Raw genomic sequence first — 17,403 nt, forward strand, 5'->3', positions numbered from 1 at the left:
GCATGAATAATAAAAAGGGTGTTTTTACTTTACTGGTTTGTTTGGCGGCTTTAAACGCTTGGGCGGAGGACGACTTATCCCTCACCCCGCAGGAAGCCGCCATCGTGCAGGCCATTAAAGCGCAAAACGCCTCGGGTACGCTCTCCGCCGCGCAAGCCCCCGCGCCTGACGCGGGCACCCAGCCGGTGGATGAAGACGCCATCCAACTGCCGGAAAGCACCAAACAACAAGCCTTTGCGGAAACGCCTTCCCCCCTGCCGCCGGAACCGGAACAAGAACACGGTGCCGTACAACCAACGCCGGAAGTGGCGCCCTTCGCCGAGGAGCAGGCGGCCCCTTCTTCTATAACGGAAAACGCCGGGCTGCCCGCGCAAGAACCGCAAACGCCCGCGGAAAACGCGCCGCGGCAGCCTTTAGCCGAAGCGGAACCGGAAGAAGACCTTTCCCAATATGAAAACAAATGCCTGACGGTGGCCTATGTGGATATAGACGAGGCCTTCAACAAACACCCGCGCACGGTGGCGGTAAAAGAGCAAATCCACCTAAAAATTTTAGCCAAAGAACAAGAGGTGGAAAGCGCCAAACAAATCATCTCCGCCCTAAACGCTGAAAACAAAATGCTGGCGGCGCAGCTTTTGCAGTTAAAACCGTTTTATGAACGCATTGTGGTGCAACCGCAGGAATTTGAACCCAAAATTGAGGAAAAGGCGGACTCTTTACTGCTAGGCAATATCATCAACCGGCTGTTGTTCTCCGGGGCGGAAGTAATTACCACGTCCCCTTTAAACACGCCGGAAGAACTGGAAGACATTACCGCCCGCATATCCGCCAACAAAAGAATTATTGCGGAAAGAACCTTTTTTATTGATAATTATAAATATGCCACCCGGGAAGAAATTTTAAAGCTGGAAGAAAAAGAAGTAAAAGAAATTTTGAAAGACATTTATACCGAAATAAAATCCTTCGCCAAAAAAAGAAACATCGGCGCCGTGGTGCGTAAAGACGAAGTGCTATACGGGGAAAAACCCGTCAACGTCACTAAGGATTTTATCAACCGGTTAAAAAAATCTAAAAAGTACCGCAAAAAATAGTGCGGCCAAGAGGTATTATGGACATCACTTTAAAAGAAGCCGCCCGCATTGCCCAGTGTGAAACCGCGGGAGATGAAAATTTTGTTCTGCGCCAATTATGCGCCTTGGACGAACCGACAGAAGACGGTATTTGTTATTTAACAAATTTAGAAAAGCCGGAAGTGTTGCAAAACTTAAAAGCGGGCTGCGTGATTTTGCCGCTGGAAGCCAAAGGGCAGGACTTGCCTTTTAAAGGCAACATCTTGTACGCCAAAAACCCGGAATGGGCCTTCATCCTGCTGTTAAAATATGTGGATTCCCTGCGCGTAAAATATACGCCCGGCATTCACCCCACGGCCGTGGTAAGCCCCACGGCTAACATCGGCGCCAACGTAAGCATTGGGGCGTACAGCGTGGTGGAGGAAGATGCCGTAATCGGGGAAAACACCGTTATTTATCCGCAATGCTATATAGGCAAAAACGTAAAAATAGGCAAAAACTGCTTAATCTACCCCCAAGTGGTCATACGGGAAGACTGCGTTTTAAAAGATTTTGTTATTTTACAGGCGGGAGCCAAAATAGGGTCCGATGGGTTCGGCTTCTCTTTCCACGAAGGGCGGCACCAAAAAATACCGCAAATCGGCAATGTCATTATTGAAAGCGATGTGGAAATCCAATCCAACACCTGTATAGACCGCGCCAAAATTTCCAGCACGGTAATCGGCGCCAACACCAAAATTGACAACTTAGTGCAAGTGGGCCATAACGTAAAAGTAGGTATGAGCAGCATCATGTGCGCCCAGGTAGGCGTCGCCGGCACAACGGACATCGGCAACGGGGTGGTGTTAGCCGGCCAAGTGGGTTTGGCCGGACACATGAAAATAGGGGACCGCGCCCAAGTAGGCGCCCAATCCGGCGTGATGAACAGCATCCCCGCCGGGCAGACCTATTTTGGTTATCCGGCCATGCCGCAGAAAGAAGCCTTCCGCCAGTTGGCTATTTTGCGTAAACTGCCGGAAATGTATAAAGAGATAAAAGAATTTAAAAAGCAATTATCCCAAACCAAGAAACTTTCTCTCTTGGGTAAAATTAAAAAATTGGCAGGCAAATAATTTATGAGAAAAACACTTCAAAAATCCGTATCCGTAAGCGGCGTTGGGCTGCATACGGGCGTGCCGTCCACCATGACGTTTAACCCGGCGGAAAACGGCATTTCGTTTTTGCGCACCGATATTCCCGGCGCAGAGCCCATAGCGGCGCTGGCGGCAAACGTCAGCTCCACCCTGCGCGGCACCAATTTAAAAAACGCTACGGCCGAAGTATGGACGGTGGAACATGTACTTTCCGCCCTTAACGCTTTAGGCATAACGGACGTATTGGTGGAAATGGACGGCCCCGAACCGCCTATTATGGACGGCTCCTCTTTATTGTTTGCCAAAGCCGTGCAAGAAGCCGGCATAAAGGAACTGGAGAATAACCGCCCTACCCTGAAAATTAACCGCAAAATCACCTACTCCAGCGGCAATATTTCCTACTCGGCGGAGCCGGCGGATAAACTGACGTTGAGTTTTGAGTACATTCACAACCATCCGTTGGTGGGCCGCCAAACGTACACCTTGGAGCTTACCCCGGAAAATTACCTAAATCAAATCGCCCCTGCCCGCACATTTGGGTTTGAGGAAGAACTGGAGTTCTTAAAAAAACACGGCTTAGCCAAAGGCGGTTCTTTGGAAAACGCCGTAGTGGTGGGCAAAGACAAATTTTTAAACGAACTGCGCTTTCCGGACGAACTGGTGCGCCATAAAATTTTAGACCTGGTGGGAGACTTGAGTCTTACCGCCCAAAATTTGCCGCCTTTAAAAATTGTTTGCTCCTGCGGGGGGCACAAACACAATGTAATTTTTGCTAAACTGTTACTAGAAAACTCGGAGGACAAATGAGCGAAAGACGTGATACGCTTAAACATTTTTTAGAATTGCCTGTTATTAAAACATTAAACAAAGCAGACATTGAAGCCAGTATTCCCCACCGAGACCCGTTTTTATTGGTGGACGAGGTGCGCGTACTGGAAGAAAAAAAGAAATACTTAGGAATAAAACACGTCCGGGCGGATGAGTACTATTTTAAAGGGCACTTTCCGCAGAAGCCCGTTATGCCGGGCGTGCTGATAGTGGAAACTATTTCCCAAGCGTTTGGCGGAGCCATTATGAGCCAAATTTCCAAAGAAGGGGGAATCCCCCTGTTTTTAAGTATAGACAGCGCCAAATTCCGCGGTATGGTTGTGCCCGGGGACACGCTGGAAATGCCCATAGAAATTTTACGTCTTGGAAAGATTTCCAAAATTTATGCCGAGGCTTACGTAAAAGGCAAACTTTGCACGCAAGCCTGTTTGACTTTTATTTTAGGAGAAAACCTTCATGCCTAATATACATCCCACCGCTGTTATAGATCCTTCGGCCCAAATAGACCGCTCCACCCAAATAGGCCCTTTTACCGTAATTGGGCCCAATGTCATCATCGGAAAAGATAACATCATCGGCCCCCACTGCGTTATAGAAAACACTACTATGGGTGATAAAAACCGCATTATCGCCAGCGCGTTTATCGGCGTTATGCCGCAAGATTTATCTTATAACGGGGAAGACACCCGCGTCGTAATGGGCAACGGCAACCAAATACGCGAATGCGTCACCATTCACCGCTCCACTAAGCTGGACGTTCCCACCTCTATCGGCAACAACTGCCTGCTGATGGCAAACTCCCATGTAGCGCATGACTGCCATTTAGGCAATAATATTATTGTTGCCAACAGTACCGGCATCGCCGGACATGTTATTGTGGAAGACCGGGTGGTAATGTCGGGCATGGTGGGCATACACCAATTTGTACGCGTGGGTACTATGGCTATGCTTTCCGGCGGAGCCATGCTGCCGCTGGATATTCCCCCCTACTGCATCGCCCAAGGGGAACGCGCCCGCCTGGTGGGCCTCAATATTGTAGGCATGCGCCGCGCCGGCCTTTCGCGCGAGACCATTATGGAAATCCGCCGCGCTTTTAAAACCTTGTTCCGCGGAACCAAACGTCTGGAAGAAGCCATGGCCGAACTGGAGGCCGAGCACCCTTGCAAAGAAGTGCAGCATATGATTGATTTTTGCCGCGCCTCTTCCCGCGGGGTGGCCCTGGCCAAACGCAAAGTGAACGAAGCTGATAATGACTGAGAAAATAGGAATCATCGCGGGTGAAGGAAAAATGCCCCTCTACATAGCCCAAAAAGCCGCACAAAAAGGCTATGAGGTGGTTATTGCCGGCATTAAAGGCAACGCCCGTGAAGAGGACTTCAAACATATTACCGGCGTTTTTCGTCCGCTTAGGCTGGGGCAGTTGGGCGCCGGACTGGAATTTTTTAAATCCCACGGCGTTAAAAAAATCTTAATGGCGGGAAGAGTACAACATACCTCTATATTTGCCAATTTAATGCCGGATTTGCGGGGCGCCAAATTTTTGGCTTCCCTAAAAAATATGGGCACCCAGTATTTATTATCCCGCGTAATAGACGAGTTTAAAAAAGAAGGCATAGAATTTACCAATTCCGCCTTGTTTTTGGAAGATTTCATGCCGGGCAAAGGGGTTTTGACCAAACGCCCTCCCACCCCGCAGGAAACGCAAGCGGCCTCTTTTGGGTTTAAAATAGCCAAAACCGTGGCCGGGCTGGATATTGGGCTCACCTGCGTGGTAAGCCAAAACGCCACTATTGCGGTGGAAGGGATGGAAGGAACGGATAAATGTATTCTGCGCGCGGGGGAATTATATAAAAAATCCGCCGATAAAGAATCCGCCGTGGCCGTGGTGAAAGTGGCCCGCCCCCAGCAAGATGAACGCTTTGACTTGCCCGTCATCGGCAAAGGCACGGTGGAAAGCCTGAAAAAAGCCGGTTTTAAGATGCTGGCTTTTGAGGCCGGGAAAACCTTGGTTTTAGACTTAGAAGACGTAATACGCCTGGCGGATAAATACGGCATTACAGTGGCCGCTATTTAAGAAATAAATTTTCTCTTATCCAACCCGGCTTATATGCCGGGTTTTTTATGGTTTTTAAACTTTTTTACAGGCTTTTCAAAAAGCCCCTTATTTGATAGTATTTAATAGGATACTTCCCCCCTTTTGCGGGAGGATATTTTGCCGTATTTTATTTAAGAGGGAAAAACATGACTAAAAGAACACCTATCATCGCCGGAAATTGGAAAATGCATAACACGCTGGCGGAATCCGCCGCGCTGATTGAAGGCTTAACCAAAAATTTTGAAAATAAACAAAACGCAGAAGTAATTGTGGCCCCGTCTTACACTTCTTTGGCTAAAGTGGCCGAATTGTGCAAAGGCACGGCTATTCAAGTAGCCGCCCAAGACGTACACTGGGAAGACAAAGGCGCTTTTACCAGCGCAGTTTCCCCCGTGCAGGCTAAAGATGCCGGCGCCACCCACACCATTATCGGCCACAGCGAACGCCGCAGCGTATTTGGCGATACCGATGAAATCTTAAACAAAAAAGTAGCCGCCGCTTTGCGCCACGGCTTAACCGTTATCTTCTGCGTGGGCGAAACCTTGGAAGAACGCGAAGCCAACAAAACCCTTAGCGTAATTGAAAGCCAGCTGGAAGGCGGCTTGAAAGGTTTCAGCGAAGCGGATTTGAAAGGTTTAATTATCGCTTATGAACCGGTATGGGCTATCGGTACCGGCAAAACCGCCACGCCGGAACAAGCGCAGGAAGTACACGCCGCTATCCGCAAATATTTATCCGGTAAATACTCCGACGCTTTTGCCCAAGCCACCCGCATTTTATACGGCGGCAGCGTAAAAGATTCCAATGTGGACGAAATTATGGCAAAAGAAGACGTGGACGGCGCTTTGGTGGGCGGCCAGTCTTTAATTGCGGAAAAATTCCGCCGCATTATTAACTTTAACTAAAAGAGGCTTTATGAACTTGGCCAAAGTGATAGACCACACCCTGTTAAAACCCACGGCTTCCCTGGCGGATATAGAAAAACTTTGCCGGGAAGCGTTGGAATACGGTTTTTACAGCGTTTGCGTGAACCCCTGCTGGGTTAGCGCGGCGCACGCTTTGTTAAAAGACAGCGATGTAAAAACCTGCACGGTGATTGGTTTTCCCTTAGGGGCCAATACTACGCAGGCCAAAGTTTTTGAAGCTAAAAACGCGTTGGAAAACGGCGCCGACGAACTGGACATGGTCATCAACATCGGCGCCCTGAAAGGCAAAGATTATCAAACCGTCTCCCAAGACATACGCCAAATCCGCGGCTTGGGGGACGGCTTTATTCTAAAAGTAATTATTGAAACGTCCGAGTTAACAGACGAGGAAAAAGTAAAAGCCTGCCAGCTGGCGGCTGAAGCAGGGGCCGATTTTGTAAAAACCTCCACCGGTTTCTCCAGCGGGGGAGCCACCGTAAAAGACGTTGCTTTAATGAAGAAGTCTATCCCCGCCGCCATGCAGGTAAAAGCCTCCGGCGGCGTGCGTACGCGCGCGGATGCGGCGGCTATGCTGGCAGCGGGAGCCTCCCGTTTGGGCGCTAGCAGCGGCATTAAAATTATTGAGGGCAAATGATTAATAACTGGGATATTATCTCTCATATTGATCCGCAGACCAAGAGTTTGCTTTACAGCCTGGTAACTGACGGAACAGAGCATGACGCCCGGCTTATAGCAAAAAAGCTGGAAGGATACGCGCAGCCTCCGGTTCCGGCCGTGGCCCCGTTTGTGTATCAGTTTGATTTGCCGTCTGATATGGACGAGGGCATGTTGGATAAAATTCGCACGGCTGTGGCGGAAGGCGTTGCCCAAACCAATAAAGTAAACCAGTTTGTTCCGGGCGGCGTATTGGGGGAACCTCTCTTTAACCAAGAGGTTACCAAAGAAGACAAAGATTTTCCTACATTTTTAACCTTAGATCCCTCTGCCAGCTTTTTCCAACCGCAGGACAGCCAGTCCGACGGGAAAGAAAACAAAGAACGCCGCTCTATTAATTTAGAAAACGCGGCTGATTTAAAATTGGAACAACAAACGCTGCAAACGCCGGATGTATCTGTTAAGGATACGCCCCAACCGCCAGTTCCTTCTGCGCCCCGGCAAGAACAAACGCAAGAAGAAAAATTTCCCACTTCGCCGGAATCGGCGGAGCCTTGGCCCGCCGCTTCAGCGCCGCAACCTCCGCAACCGGCCGCCCCCGCGGAGCAAGAAGAACTCCTTCGCGAAGAAGCGCCGTCGCAAGAAGCTTTGCAAGAAGAAACGCAAACCGGAAATCCCATTAACGACAAAGACATGTTAATTAAAGACATGGAAGGGACGTTGCTTGACCAAATGCCGCTGGAAGATATTTTTGAAGCCAGAACAAAATATGATATGTTCTTGGACGTGAACGACCCGCAAGCCAATCAGCAGGCCGCCCAGCTCAGAGAACAAAGAATAGACAATCTGGCCGACGGGAAAGACAGCCTGGAAGAAACCTTTAATGTTTTTGAACAAAAACTAAGAGAAGAAACCAATTTCATGGACGTTAATGATATTTCTGAATTGGAACGCATACCGCGCAAAAAACAGGAAATTTCCCTTACGCAGATTTCATCTCATAATGTGGATCAGTCCAAAACACCCAAAGAAGTAAAACCGGAAGACAGTCTTCCGCCCGACGCCCCAGACAACGATTCCCTTAAGTTGCACGGCCGGGTTGCACAGGAAGGAGAAGGGACTATTCAAATTCCGCAAGAAATTCCCACTGTTTCCAATGTTCCTCCGGCCGCACCGCAAACCCAAACGGGAAACACTTTAAAATTAAACCGCCGGGAAGATACTTCTATGCAGTCTGTTTCGTTCAACCAAGTACAGAACGTGCCCGAACAGGGTTTTCAAGACCAACCTGGGGGGAAACAACTGCCGGATGAGGTGGAACTATTAAATACCGTTCCTCCCGTTCCGGGCGCTACGGTGCGCCATTTTAATGCCACCCAACACCCGCGTCCCCCCCAAAGCGCTCAGCCGGAAGGGGATCTGCCGGAAATTACCATACGGGAAAAAATAGATTCTTTAGACAAAACTTTTAATTTGGAAACCACCATGAATACGGAGGTTTTGCGCCGCACGTTCCAACAAACGCTAAGCGGCACGACCCCTCCTGCCGAGGCACAGGAAAAGCCGGCGCAACCCGCGCCTAAACAAACACAGGCGCCCGCGCCCGCTCCTAAGGAAATTAAACAAGAAAAAGCGGCTCCTTTGCCTGAGCAAAAAACTGCTAAACAACCGGAGAAACAAGAGAATTTACAGCAAATTCCAGTTTCTCCCAAGCAGACTTTCCGTATCCGGCTGAAAAAAGCCCCGGCGAAGGAAACCCCGACTAAAAATTTACAAAACGATAAAAAGGCGGAACAACATATGGAAGAAAATAACGAAGAAAAAACAACTTTTCGCATTCGGCGTAAAATAACGGCTCCGCAGCCGCAGGCGCCGCAAGCACCGGCGCAACCGCGTATTCCGGCCCAGCCGGCGCCCCAGCGCCCCGCTGAACAGCAACCGCGTATTCCGGCCCAGCCTCAAACGGCTCCCGCGCAACAACCGCAGCCGGGCATGTCTTTGGGACCGAATTCTTCCGGGTCAAAAATAGAAAAAACCAAAACCATTGACCATTCCATTGAACTGCCTTTATCGGAACTTAAAAAACATAACTGGCCGCTGGAAGTTCCGCTGGTGCCCACGTTTACGTTAGAGAATATGGTCATTTCCGTCAATCGTTTTGCGCACGCTACCGCCATCTCCGTTATTGATTCCCCCGGTAAGTTATACAATCCGCTTGTTTTGTACGGACCGACCGGCACCGGTAAAACCCATTTCTTAAACGCCATCGGCTACGCCATGAGCCAAAAAATGGGCCAGGAAAATATTTTTATGACCAACGGGGTGCGTTTCTCCCGCGGGATCCAGCGCTATGTAATGGAAGGGAATATTGAGAAGTTTGAGAAATTCATGGATTCCGTTCAAGTATTGCTGATTGACGATATCCATTTGGTAGCCGTCAACGAACAGAACCGGGTGTATATTTCCAAACTGCTTAACAAGTTTTTGCGGGAACAAAAACAAATTGTCATTACCTCCAAATACCCGCCTGAATCCCTCGCTAAATTAGAGGAATTAATCAATTTTAAATTAGATTCCGGCTGGATATCCGAACTCAAAACCGCTCAGGGGCCGGCGCATTTTAAAATCGTCAAAAAAATGTTGTCCGACAACGGGGTGGATTTAACGGATAACCAAGTAGAATCTTTCTTCGGCGCCCCGAATATGACGCTTAGCACCGTATCGCGCAGCATACGGCGCATCAAAGTATTGGAAAACGTCATTTTCCCCGGCTTGCCCAATGTGGACCGTTCCCAAGCCATGATTTTAGAGAAACTCCTCGCCACCAAAGGTGAAGACAAAGACAGCATGGTGTGGAAACGCGAGATAGATGAAATAACCACCCTTCCCCCGTTTGGGAAAGGCGAATGGGGAAGAATAGGGTTCTTCTACCCGCATAATAATTCCCAAATGATGAATTGGATGGTATACGCATTATCCGAACGGGCCAAAGAGCTGGGCGTAGAGGGCAGCTTTGAAATTGCCGTGCGCTCCTCATACGCTACGGAAAATATTATTTCCTCCGCCTTTAAAATCGCCAACCTGTGCGACAACAAAAAATTAAAAGGCGCGGTTATATTAGGTCCTTCCGTACAGACGTGCGACCCTTCCGTACGGGAAAATTTCTATGACATTTTAACGCATATGTTAGAGGTTATGTTAATCCGCTGCGGCATTATTAATATGGAAGACGTAAAACTGCCCAGCACATATGTCAAACTGATATCGGAATTATTGAGGTAGAACATGAAACGCATTTGTTTGTGTATCGCCGCGGCACTGGCTTTATGCGCCTGCGCAAGCGGGATGAAATCCGCCGTAAAAGACGGCAAAATAGCGCCGGAATTTAACGATACTTTGGTAGACAGCGAGTATTTATGGGTCAGAGGTTTTGGCGCCGCCAACCCGGACCACAAAACCGAATCCCAACGCCGCATCATGAGCCGCGAGGCCGCCATCGCCCACGCTTACCAACGCGCCATTGAAGTATTGTACGGCGCCAATTTAGATGCAGACGTGCAAGTGGTAGACGCGGTTTCCTCCGGGTCTACCATTCACTCCTCCGCGGAAGGTTTGGTAAACGGGATGGAACTGGTTTCCACCGAATATTTGGCCGATGACGGCTGCGCCGTTATCATGCGCCTGCCGCGCCAGCGCATCAGAGAAGCCGGTATTAACTTAAAGGAAAACAACTAATGAAACATTTTATTATTTCTTTGTTAGCCCTCAGCATTTTTACGGCCGCCTGCGGTTCCATACGCATAGGCCCCAAAGGGGAAGGGGAATACGTTATTGCGGAATCTTTGGTTCCGTATGACGAAAACAATCTGCGTCAAATGAAAAAAGACGGCGAGCTGGAAGCCCAAAAACAGGCGGTTGAAAAAGTAGCCGGCGTGTTTATCTCCTCCACCGCCACGGTAGACCAAGCCCAGCTGGTGGAAGACAAAATCACTTCTAAATCCGCCGGGTTTATCCGCCGTTATCACACTCAAAAAGCCTACCGTAAAAACGACCAATGGTACACCCGCATCAAAGCCATGGTGCTGGTAAAAGACATTGGGGACGTGATCAAACAGTCCGAATCGGACGCGTTTGCCAAAAAAACAACCATTTTGGTGGCCTCCCGTGAAACGGTGGGAGACGAAGTATCTTTAAAGCAAGACTGCAAACAAGCCGTATACCGCGCCATGAAAGAACAACCCTTCGCCTTGGTAAACGGGGATAATTTAAGCCAAAATAATTTAGAAAGCCCCAATCAAACCATAGACAAAGCCCGCCGCGACGGCGCCCGCTTTTTAATTATTGCGGACGTGGAAACCAAACCCTTAACCACGCTGGCTACCGGGCTCACCTCTCCGTTCAAAACATACCGAGCCAGCGTAAACATGAAAGCCGTTTCCACCAAAAATTATGAAGTGGTGGCGGAAGCTTCCCAACAGTTAAGCGGCTTGGACCCGCTGGAAGACATCGCGGCGCAAAAATCCATCTCCGCCGCGTGCGAAGCGGCCGCCAAGCAACTGCTGGAGCCGCTTAACGCGTCTATCAATTCCGCCTTAAAATACAATTTGCGTGTGGAAAACGTAAACAATATTGAACGCCTGCGCCAACTGCAGGACATTTTAAAAGAACTGCGCGAAATTGAAGATTTCAATTTGGTAAAGTACAGCAATTCCGCCGCGTATTTTGAAATTTCCGCCAATATTTCTTCCGGGGAAGAACTGGTGGCAAAAATTCTGCGCAAATACAACCAGAATTTCACGGTCATGGGCGTATCCCCGCAAGGAATTGTACTCAACTTTATTTAAATGCTCTCTAAGGTAAACGCTTGCGCCATTAAAGGCATAGACGGGTTTTTAGTATCGGTAGAGGTGGACATTGCCCCAGGCATGCCCACCTTGTCCGTCGTTGGGCTGCCGGACACGGAGGTAAAAGAAAGCAAAGAACGCGTGATAGCCGCGCTTCGCAACAGCGGGTTTGACTTTCCGCTCAAACGCATTACCGTAAACCTAAGCCCGGCCGAACAGCGCAAAAGCGGCACCCAGTTTGACTTGCCCATAGCCGTTGGCATTCTAGCCGCCAGCCAGCAGCTTTCCCCCGCCGCCAGCCAAACGTTAGCAAACTATCTTTTTGCCGGGGAACTGGCGTTAGACGGCGCCCTGCGCCCCTGCGCCGGGGTTCTGCCTATGCTTATTTCCACCAAAAACGCCGGTAAAACGGCGGTTATCCCCCCGCAAAACGTGCAAGAGGGGAATATATCCTCCGTCCCGTTTATTACCCCGCACACATTAAGGGAACTGGCCGATTTTTTGGAAGGAAAACTTTCGCAAGAAGCGGTGCAAATAAACTTTATTCCCCCGCTGGCGGAGCCGGAAGAACCCGTGCTGGATTTTTGCGAAGTAAAAGGCCAACCGCTGGCCAAACGCGCGTTGGAAATAGCCGCCGCCGGCGGGCATAATGTGCTGATGATTGGCTTGCCCGGAACGGGTAAAAGCATGCTGGCAAAGCGTTTCCCGGGCATACTCCCCCCGCTCACCCAACAGGAAGCGCTGGAAATTACCAAAATTTATTCCATTTGCAACTTAATGGGCAAAAGCCGCCTGATCACCAAACGTCCGTTTAGAGATCCGCACCACACCATTTCAGACGCGGCTCTTATCGGAGGCGGCACCAACCCGCGCCCGGGGGAAGTATCCCTGGCGCACAACGGCGTGCTGTTTTTGGATGAATTTGCCGAGTTTTCCCGCTCCAGCCTGGAAGTATTGCGCGAACCCTTGGAAAACGGCGTGGTGACCATTTCCCGCGCGAAAGAAAGCGTTACTTTCCCGGCGCGCTTTACGCTTTTGGCGGCCATGAACCCTTGCCCGTGCGGCAATTTGGGACACCCGCACAAAGCGTGCACCTGTTCCCCCACGCAAATCAACCGCTACCGCGCCCGCATATCCGGCCCTCTGTTAGACCGTATCGATTTAACCGTTAACTTAAACCCCGTTTCTTATGGGGACTGGAACCAAAAAACCGAAGGGGAACATTCCTCCTCCATCCTTGCGCGCGTATTGGCCGCGCGGCAGCGCCAGGCAAAGCGTTTTGCCGGTTCACCCACCACCGCCAACGCGTTTATGACACCGGCCGAAATTAAACAATTTTGCCCGCTTCCCGCCGGGGCGGACACCGTGCTGGAAGCCGCCATGCGCAAACTGGGTTTAAGCGCGCGCAGCCTGGACAAAATTTTGAAAACCGCACGCACCATTGCGGATTTGGAACAAAAAGACCAAATAGAAACCCGGCATATTATAGAAGTGCTGCAATACCGCCCGCTGGACCGGAAAGGAGTGGCAGACATTTAATGAACAATACCATTTCCGCCGCCGAAAGGCTGGCACGTATACAAGTGAACGCTTTTCCCTACTTTCGGGCGGATTGGCTGGAGCGGCTGATACGCATTTTCGGCTCCGCGCAGGAAATTTTGCGCCAAGACGCCAAAACCCTGGCCCAAGAAGCGCAAATGAACCCCGCCACCGCCCAGCGTTTTTTAAAAGAAGCCTTCTCCATAGACCCGCAGCAAGAGTGGGATCGCACCTCCCAGCTGGGCGGGCACATTTACCTGCCGGAGGACGAAGAATATCCCCAGGCGCTAAAATCCATTAAAGAACCGCCGATTGTTTTATATGTATTGGGCAAACTTCCCCCGGCCGAACAGGCCGCCGTGGGTATGGTGGGCACGCGCAAAATTACCCCCTATGGCCGGCGCGCGGCGGACAAACTGGCCACAGAACTCACCCAATGCGGGGTAACCGTCATCAGCGGGCTGGCCCGCGGGGTGGACAGCGCCTGCCATGCCGCCGCCGTACGGCTTAAAAAACCCACCGTGGCCGTCATTGGCACCGGGGTAGGGCGATGCTATCCGGCCGAAAACCGCCCCCTGGCTAAAGCCATTTTGGAATATGGCGGGGCGATTGTATCTGAACTGCCGGTAAACAGCCCGCCCAGCGCTTTTCATTTTCCGCGCAGAAACCGTATTATTGCCGCTTTGTCCCATGTGGTAACCGTGGTGGAAGGGGAAATTAAATCCGGCGCGCTCATCACCGCCAAGCTGGCCTTGGAAATGGGCAAAGACGTGTTGGCCGTACCCGGGCCGATAGACGGCCCCCAATCCGCCGGCCCCAACCAGCTGATAAAGGACGGGGCGGGGGTTGTTTCTTGCGTGCAAGATATAATAGACTATATACCGGAGCCGCTGCGCTTTGGCATCAGCGCGCACGCGTTGAAAGCCCCCCTTATCGCTAAAGAGGAAGAAGCGGGGCTGGACGATTTATCCAAGCAGGTACTGGAAATAATAGGCCCCGGGGAAGCCAGCCTGGACGCAGTGGTGGAAGCCCTGCAAATAGACGTGCCCCAAGCGGCCGGCCTGCTTTTTGAACTGGAAATAAAAGGCATACTGGCCTGCCGCAACGGCCTGTACAGCCGAAACAAATTTTAATTATTAAGGATGTGACCCCATGGCAACAACAAACGTAAAAGGAAAAAAGCTGGTTATCGTAGAATCACCCACCAAGCAAAAAACCATCAGCAAAATTCTCGGGAGCGACTTTATTGTGCGCAGCTCTTTTGGCCATGTGCGGGACTTGCCTTCCAAAGACATCGGCGTGGATATTGACCATAACTTTACCCCCACCTATGTGGCGGTGGAACGCGCCAAAAAATTAATTAAAGAGCTGGAGCCTTTAGCCAAAAACGCTAGTGAAATTTACCTGGCTACCGACCCTGACCGCGAAGGGGAAGCCATTGCCTGGCACTTGGTGGAACTGCTAAAAATTCCGCAGGACCGCTACCAGCGCATTTATTTTCACGAAATTACCCCTTCCGCCATTAAAGAATCCTTTTCCCACGCGCGTAAAATAGATTTAAACTTGGTAGACGCTCAACAAGCCCGCCGCATTTTGGACCGCATTGTAGGGTATAAACTTTCCCCCCTGCTTTGGAAAAAAATCACCTCCGGCTTATCGGCCGGGAGGGTGCAGTCCGTAGCCGTGCGGCTGCTGGCGGAACGCGCCAAAGAAATCGCCAATTTTAAAGAACAGGAATATTGGACTTTAAACGCCCAGTTTGAAAAACCCGGCGCCGCCCCTCAATTCTGGGCCCGCGTTTTAAAGTGGGAAGGCAAAAACGTGGAACAAACCACCACCTATCATTTGTTTGCCGAAGATTACAAAGTAAAAACCACCGTATTTAATAAGCCCGAAACGCTGGCCCCCGTCAGCGCGTTGTTGCGCAAAGCGCCCAGCACGGTATTAAAGGTGGAAAAGAAAGCCGTTAAACAAAAACCCAAACCGCCTTTTATCACCAGCTCCATGCAGCAAGACGCTTACAACAAGCTGGGGTTCTCTTCCCAAAAAACCATGATGACCGCCCAAAGCTTGTATGAAGGTATTGCCATTTCCGGCCAAACGGTGGGGTTGATTACTTATATGCGTACGGACTCTTTCAACGTGTCCAAGCTGTTGCAGGAACAAACCAAAAAATTTATTGCCGCCAAATACGGGGAAGACTTCGTCCCCGCCAAGCCGCCCGTATATAAAAGCAAAGTGATGGGCGCGCAGGAAGCGCACGAAGCCATTCACCCCACGGACGTAAACCGGACTCCGCAGGCTATGAAACCCTATCTGACGGCGGACCAATATAAATTGTATGAACTGATTTGGCTTCGCTTTGTGGCAAGCCAAATGGCCGACGCCGTATTCAACACCGTAACCATAGACATTGCCGGCGGCGGGGACGAAAAACAATGCGTGCTGCGCGCGACGGGAAGAACGGTAAAATTTCCGGGGTATTTGTCCATTTACAAAGACGATGAGGACGATTCCGACAAAGAAGAGGGTTCCGCCCTGCTTCCCGTGCTGGCGGAAGGGGACCGGTTGAACCTGGTGGAACTGGCCAGCAAAGACCACAAAACCACTCCGCCCCCGTGCTATAACGAAGCCAGCCTCATTAAAACGTTGGAAAAACACGGTATTGGCCGCCCGTCCACCTATGCCCCTACCATTAAAACCATTTTAGACCGCAAATACATCGCCCGCCAGCCCAAATCCAACAAACTGATTGCTACGGAACTGGGCATTACGGTAACGGAAAGCTTGAAAGGATTTTTTAAAGAAATTATGGACCTTTCCTACACCGCCGGAGTGGAAGAACAGCTGGATAAAGTGGCCGAAGGCAACGAAGGATGGGTAAGCCTGCTGAACGGTTTTTACGACAACTTTAAAAAAGAGCTGGACGAAGCAGACAAGGGCATGCAGCGTCCCGCCGCCAAAGAAACCGATGAAAAATGCCCCATATGCGGCAAAATGATGCTTTTAAAGCACAGCCGCTTTGGGCAGTATTTGGTATGCAGCGACTCCGCCTGCAAAGGCAAAATCAATTTAACCAGCGAGGGCCAAAAAGTACAGCCCGAAGCCACCAACGAAGTGTGCGACAAATGCGGAGCCCCCATGGTGATACGCACCGGGCGCCGGGGTAAATTTATGGCGTGTTCGGCCTATCCTAAATGCAAAAACACCTATTCCATAGATGCCGAAGGGCATAAAGTGGCTTCCACCGGCCCCATTGTCACCAGCGTTTTGTGCGAAAAATGCGGAAAACCCATGGTGCTAAGAAGCTCTAAACGCGGATACTTTTTAGGCTGTTCCGGGTATCCGAAATGCAAAACCATTGTGAATATTTCCGATGAAGAAATAGCCAAAATAAAAGCGGAGCACGAAAAGAAAAACTCCGCCCAGTAAACATATGGAAAAATGGGTACAGGCGTTTTTATTGCATTTGGAAAATAAAAACTTTTCACCCAATACGGTAAAAAGCTACCGGGCTGACTTGCGTGAATTTACGGACTATACAAAAAAACGCAAGGTGAACGATTTAAAATTTTTTACGTCAGCCGTTATCCGTTCTTTTTTAGCGTCGCTTCCCAAAGAAGACGCCCGCAACACGGTACTTCGTAAGATAGCGGCTTTGCGCAGTTTTGCGGCATACTTAATGCGCCAAGGGGAATTGGCGCGCAACCCGTTTAAATTGTTGCCGGCACCCAAACGCCAGAAGCTGTTGCCCAAGTTTTTAACCCAGGAAGAAGTGGAACGTTTATTGGGCACCGCCGCCAACAGTCATTTAGCCGCGCGCGATAAAGCGCTGTTTGAGCTGATGTATTCCAGCGGATTAAGACGCAGCGAAATCACCGGGCTTAAAATAAAAGACGTGGACTTTTTTAACGGGCTGGTAAAAGTTTTTGGTAAAGGGAGCAAAGAACGCCTGGTGCCCGTAACGGACGAAGCATTAAAAGCGTTAAAAAATTATCTGTCCTGCCGGGTGAACCCAGCGCCGGAGGACGCGCTCTTTTTAAACAACCGCGGGACCCCGCTTACCGGGGACGGGCTGGCCTATATTTTTAAAAATACGGCCATCAGCGCCCATTTGGCCCGGCGGGTTACCCCGCACAGTTTGCGGCATTCATTTGCCACGCATCTTTTAAATAACGGGTGCGATTTGCGCAGCCTGCAGGAAATGCTGGGGCATAAAAGCTTAGCGGCTACGCAGGTATACACACATGTGTCACTGGATAAATTAAAAAGCGTATACCAAAGCGCCCACCCTAAAAACAAGGAGAACTGATT

At 50.2% G+C, this 17,403-nt stretch carries 15 protein-coding genes; all 15 read left to right on the forward strand.

Annotated elements, in window-relative coordinates:
• Positions 1–2 precede the first annotated feature (2 nt).
• The 15 genes from ACQY33_RS04185 to xerA all read left to right on the forward strand — a co-directional run bounded on the left by ACQY33_RS04185 (position 3) and on the right by xerA (position 17,401).
• Positions 3–1,091 carry a hypothetical protein gene (locus ACQY33_RS04185; protein ID WP_428074242.1) on the forward strand — a complete coding sequence of 363 codons (1,089 nt, stop codon included), beginning with the start codon at positions 3–5 and terminating at the stop codon, positions 1,089–1,091.
• Positions 1,092–1,108: 17 nt separating this feature from the next.
• A complete protein-coding gene (gene lpxD, locus ACQY33_RS04190) occupies positions 1,109–2,182 on the forward strand; it encodes a UDP-3-O-(3-hydroxymyristoyl)glucosamine N-acyltransferase (protein ID WP_428074244.1) in 1,074 nt (357 codons plus the stop codon).
• A gap of 3 nt (positions 2,183–2,185) precedes the next feature.
• Entirely contained in the window at positions 2,186–3,010 is an 825-nt protein-coding gene (lpxC, locus tag ACQY33_RS04195; protein ID WP_428074246.1) for a UDP-3-O-acyl-N-acetylglucosamine deacetylase, read from the forward strand.
• The gene (gene fabZ, locus ACQY33_RS04200; RefSeq protein WP_428074248.1) at positions 3,007–3,495 is read left to right on the forward strand and encodes a 3-hydroxyacyl-ACP dehydratase FabZ; all 489 of its coding nucleotides are present in this window, start codon (positions 3,007–3,009) and stop codon (positions 3,493–3,495) included. The genes lpxC and fabZ overlap by 4 nt, the downstream gene beginning before the upstream one ends.
• Positions 3,488–4,288 carry an acyl-ACP--UDP-N-acetylglucosamine O-acyltransferase gene (lpxA, locus tag ACQY33_RS04205; protein ID WP_428074250.1) on the forward strand — a complete coding sequence of 267 codons (801 nt, stop codon included), beginning with the start codon at positions 3,488–3,490 and terminating at the stop codon, positions 4,286–4,288. The genes fabZ and lpxA overlap by 8 nt, the downstream gene beginning before the upstream one ends.
• Complete coding sequence (locus ACQY33_RS04210) at positions 4,281–5,105, forward strand: LpxI family protein (RefSeq protein ID WP_428074252.1); 825 nt, start codon at positions 4,281–4,283, stop codon at positions 5,103–5,105. Before lpxA ends, ACQY33_RS04210 begins: the two co-directional genes overlap by 8 nt.
• A 167-nt stretch (positions 5,106–5,272) precedes the next feature.
• Complete coding sequence (gene tpiA, locus ACQY33_RS04215) at positions 5,273–6,031, forward strand: triose-phosphate isomerase (protein WP_428074253.1); 759 nt, start codon at positions 5,273–5,275, stop codon at positions 6,029–6,031.
• Between the two features lie 10 nt (positions 6,032–6,041).
• Positions 6,042–6,686: a deoxyribose-phosphate aldolase gene (gene deoC, locus ACQY33_RS04220; RefSeq protein WP_428074255.1), complete on the forward strand. Its 645-nt coding sequence runs from the start codon at positions 6,042–6,044 to the stop codon at positions 6,684–6,686.
• Positions 6,683–9,988, forward strand: coding sequence for a DnaA ATPase domain-containing protein (locus ACQY33_RS04225; protein ID WP_428074257.1), 3,306 nt, complete (start codon positions 6,683–6,685; stop codon positions 9,986–9,988). Before deoC ends, ACQY33_RS04225 begins: the two co-directional genes overlap by 4 nt.
• A gap of 3 nt (positions 9,989–9,991) precedes the next feature.
• Positions 9,992–10,441 (forward strand): hypothetical protein, encoded by a 450-nt coding sequence (locus ACQY33_RS04230; RefSeq protein ID WP_428074259.1) that lies wholly within the window; start codon positions 9,992–9,994, stop codon positions 10,439–10,441.
• The gene (locus tag ACQY33_RS04235; protein ID WP_428074261.1) at positions 10,441–11,550 is read left to right on the forward strand and encodes a hypothetical protein; all 1,110 of its coding nucleotides are present in this window, start codon (positions 10,441–10,443) and stop codon (positions 11,548–11,550) included. The genes ACQY33_RS04230 and ACQY33_RS04235 overlap by 1 nt, the downstream gene beginning before the upstream one ends.
• Positions 11,551–13,089, forward strand: a complete 1,539-nt coding sequence (locus ACQY33_RS04240) for a YifB family Mg chelatase-like AAA ATPase (protein ID WP_428074263.1) — start codon at positions 11,551–11,553, stop codon at positions 13,087–13,089. It abuts the gene before it with no gap.
• Positions 13,089–14,222 carry a DNA-processing protein DprA gene (gene dprA, locus ACQY33_RS04245; RefSeq protein ID WP_428074265.1) on the forward strand — a complete coding sequence of 378 codons (1,134 nt, stop codon included), beginning with the start codon at positions 13,089–13,091 and terminating at the stop codon, positions 14,220–14,222. The genes ACQY33_RS04240 and dprA overlap by 1 nt, the downstream gene beginning before the upstream one ends.
• 19 nt (positions 14,223–14,241) lie before the next feature.
• The gene (topA, locus tag ACQY33_RS04250) at positions 14,242–16,521 is read left to right on the forward strand and encodes a type I DNA topoisomerase (RefSeq protein ID WP_428074267.1); all 2,280 of its coding nucleotides are present in this window, start codon (positions 14,242–14,244) and stop codon (positions 16,519–16,521) included.
• A gap of 4 nt (positions 16,522–16,525) precedes the next feature.
• The gene (gene xerA / locus ACQY33_RS04255) at positions 16,526–17,401 is read left to right on the forward strand and encodes a site-specific tyrosine recombinase/integron integrase (protein WP_428074269.1); all 876 of its coding nucleotides are present in this window, start codon (positions 16,526–16,528) and stop codon (positions 17,399–17,401) included.
• Positions 17,402–17,403: the final 2 nt, after the last annotated feature.

The sequence above is a fragment of the Candidatus Avelusimicrobium aviculae genome (assembly GCF_949292495.1).
Lineage (GTDB): Bacteria > Elusimicrobiota > Elusimicrobia > Elusimicrobiales > Elusimicrobiaceae > Avelusimicrobium > Avelusimicrobium aviculae.

Bases quoted from the DNA above. Each gene is read 5' to 3' on its own strand.
- ACQY33_RS04185 (WP_428074242.1), top strand. From the start codon at position 3: ATGAATAATAAAAAGGGTGTTTTTACTTTACTGGTTTGTTTGGCGGCT.
- lpxD (WP_428074244.1), top strand. From the start codon at position 1,109: ATGGACATCACTTTAAAAGAAGCCGCCCGCATTGCCCAGTGTGAAACC.
- lpxC (WP_428074246.1), top strand. From the start codon at position 2,186: ATGAGAAAAACACTTCAAAAATCCGTATCCGTAAGCGGCGTTGGGCTG.
- fabZ (WP_428074248.1), top strand. From the start codon at position 3,007: ATGAGCGAAAGACGTGATACGCTTAAACATTTTTTAGAATTGCCTGTT.
- lpxA (WP_428074250.1), top strand. From the start codon at position 3,488: ATGCCTAATATACATCCCACCGCTGTTATAGATCCTTCGGCCCAAATA.
- ACQY33_RS04210 (WP_428074252.1), top strand. From the start codon at position 4,281: ATGACTGAGAAAATAGGAATCATCGCGGGTGAAGGAAAAATGCCCCTC.
- tpiA (WP_428074253.1), top strand. From the start codon at position 5,273: ATGACTAAAAGAACACCTATCATCGCCGGAAATTGGAAAATGCATAAC.
- deoC (WP_428074255.1), top strand. From the start codon at position 6,042: ATGAACTTGGCCAAAGTGATAGACCACACCCTGTTAAAACCCACGGCT.
- ACQY33_RS04225 (WP_428074257.1), top strand. From the start codon at position 6,683: ATGATTAATAACTGGGATATTATCTCTCATATTGATCCGCAGACCAAG.
- ACQY33_RS04230 (WP_428074259.1), top strand. From the start codon at position 9,992: ATGAAACGCATTTGTTTGTGTATCGCCGCGGCACTGGCTTTATGCGCC.
- ACQY33_RS04235 (WP_428074261.1), top strand. From the start codon at position 10,441: ATGAAACATTTTATTATTTCTTTGTTAGCCCTCAGCATTTTTACGGCC.
- ACQY33_RS04240 (WP_428074263.1), top strand. From the start codon at position 11,551: ATGCTCTCTAAGGTAAACGCTTGCGCCATTAAAGGCATAGACGGGTTT.
- dprA (WP_428074265.1), top strand. From the start codon at position 13,089: ATGAACAATACCATTTCCGCCGCCGAAAGGCTGGCACGTATACAAGTG.
- topA (WP_428074267.1), top strand. From the start codon at position 14,242: ATGGCAACAACAAACGTAAAAGGAAAAAAGCTGGTTATCGTAGAATCA.
- xerA (WP_428074269.1), top strand. From the start codon at position 16,526: ATGGAAAAATGGGTACAGGCGTTTTTATTGCATTTGGAAAATAAAAAC.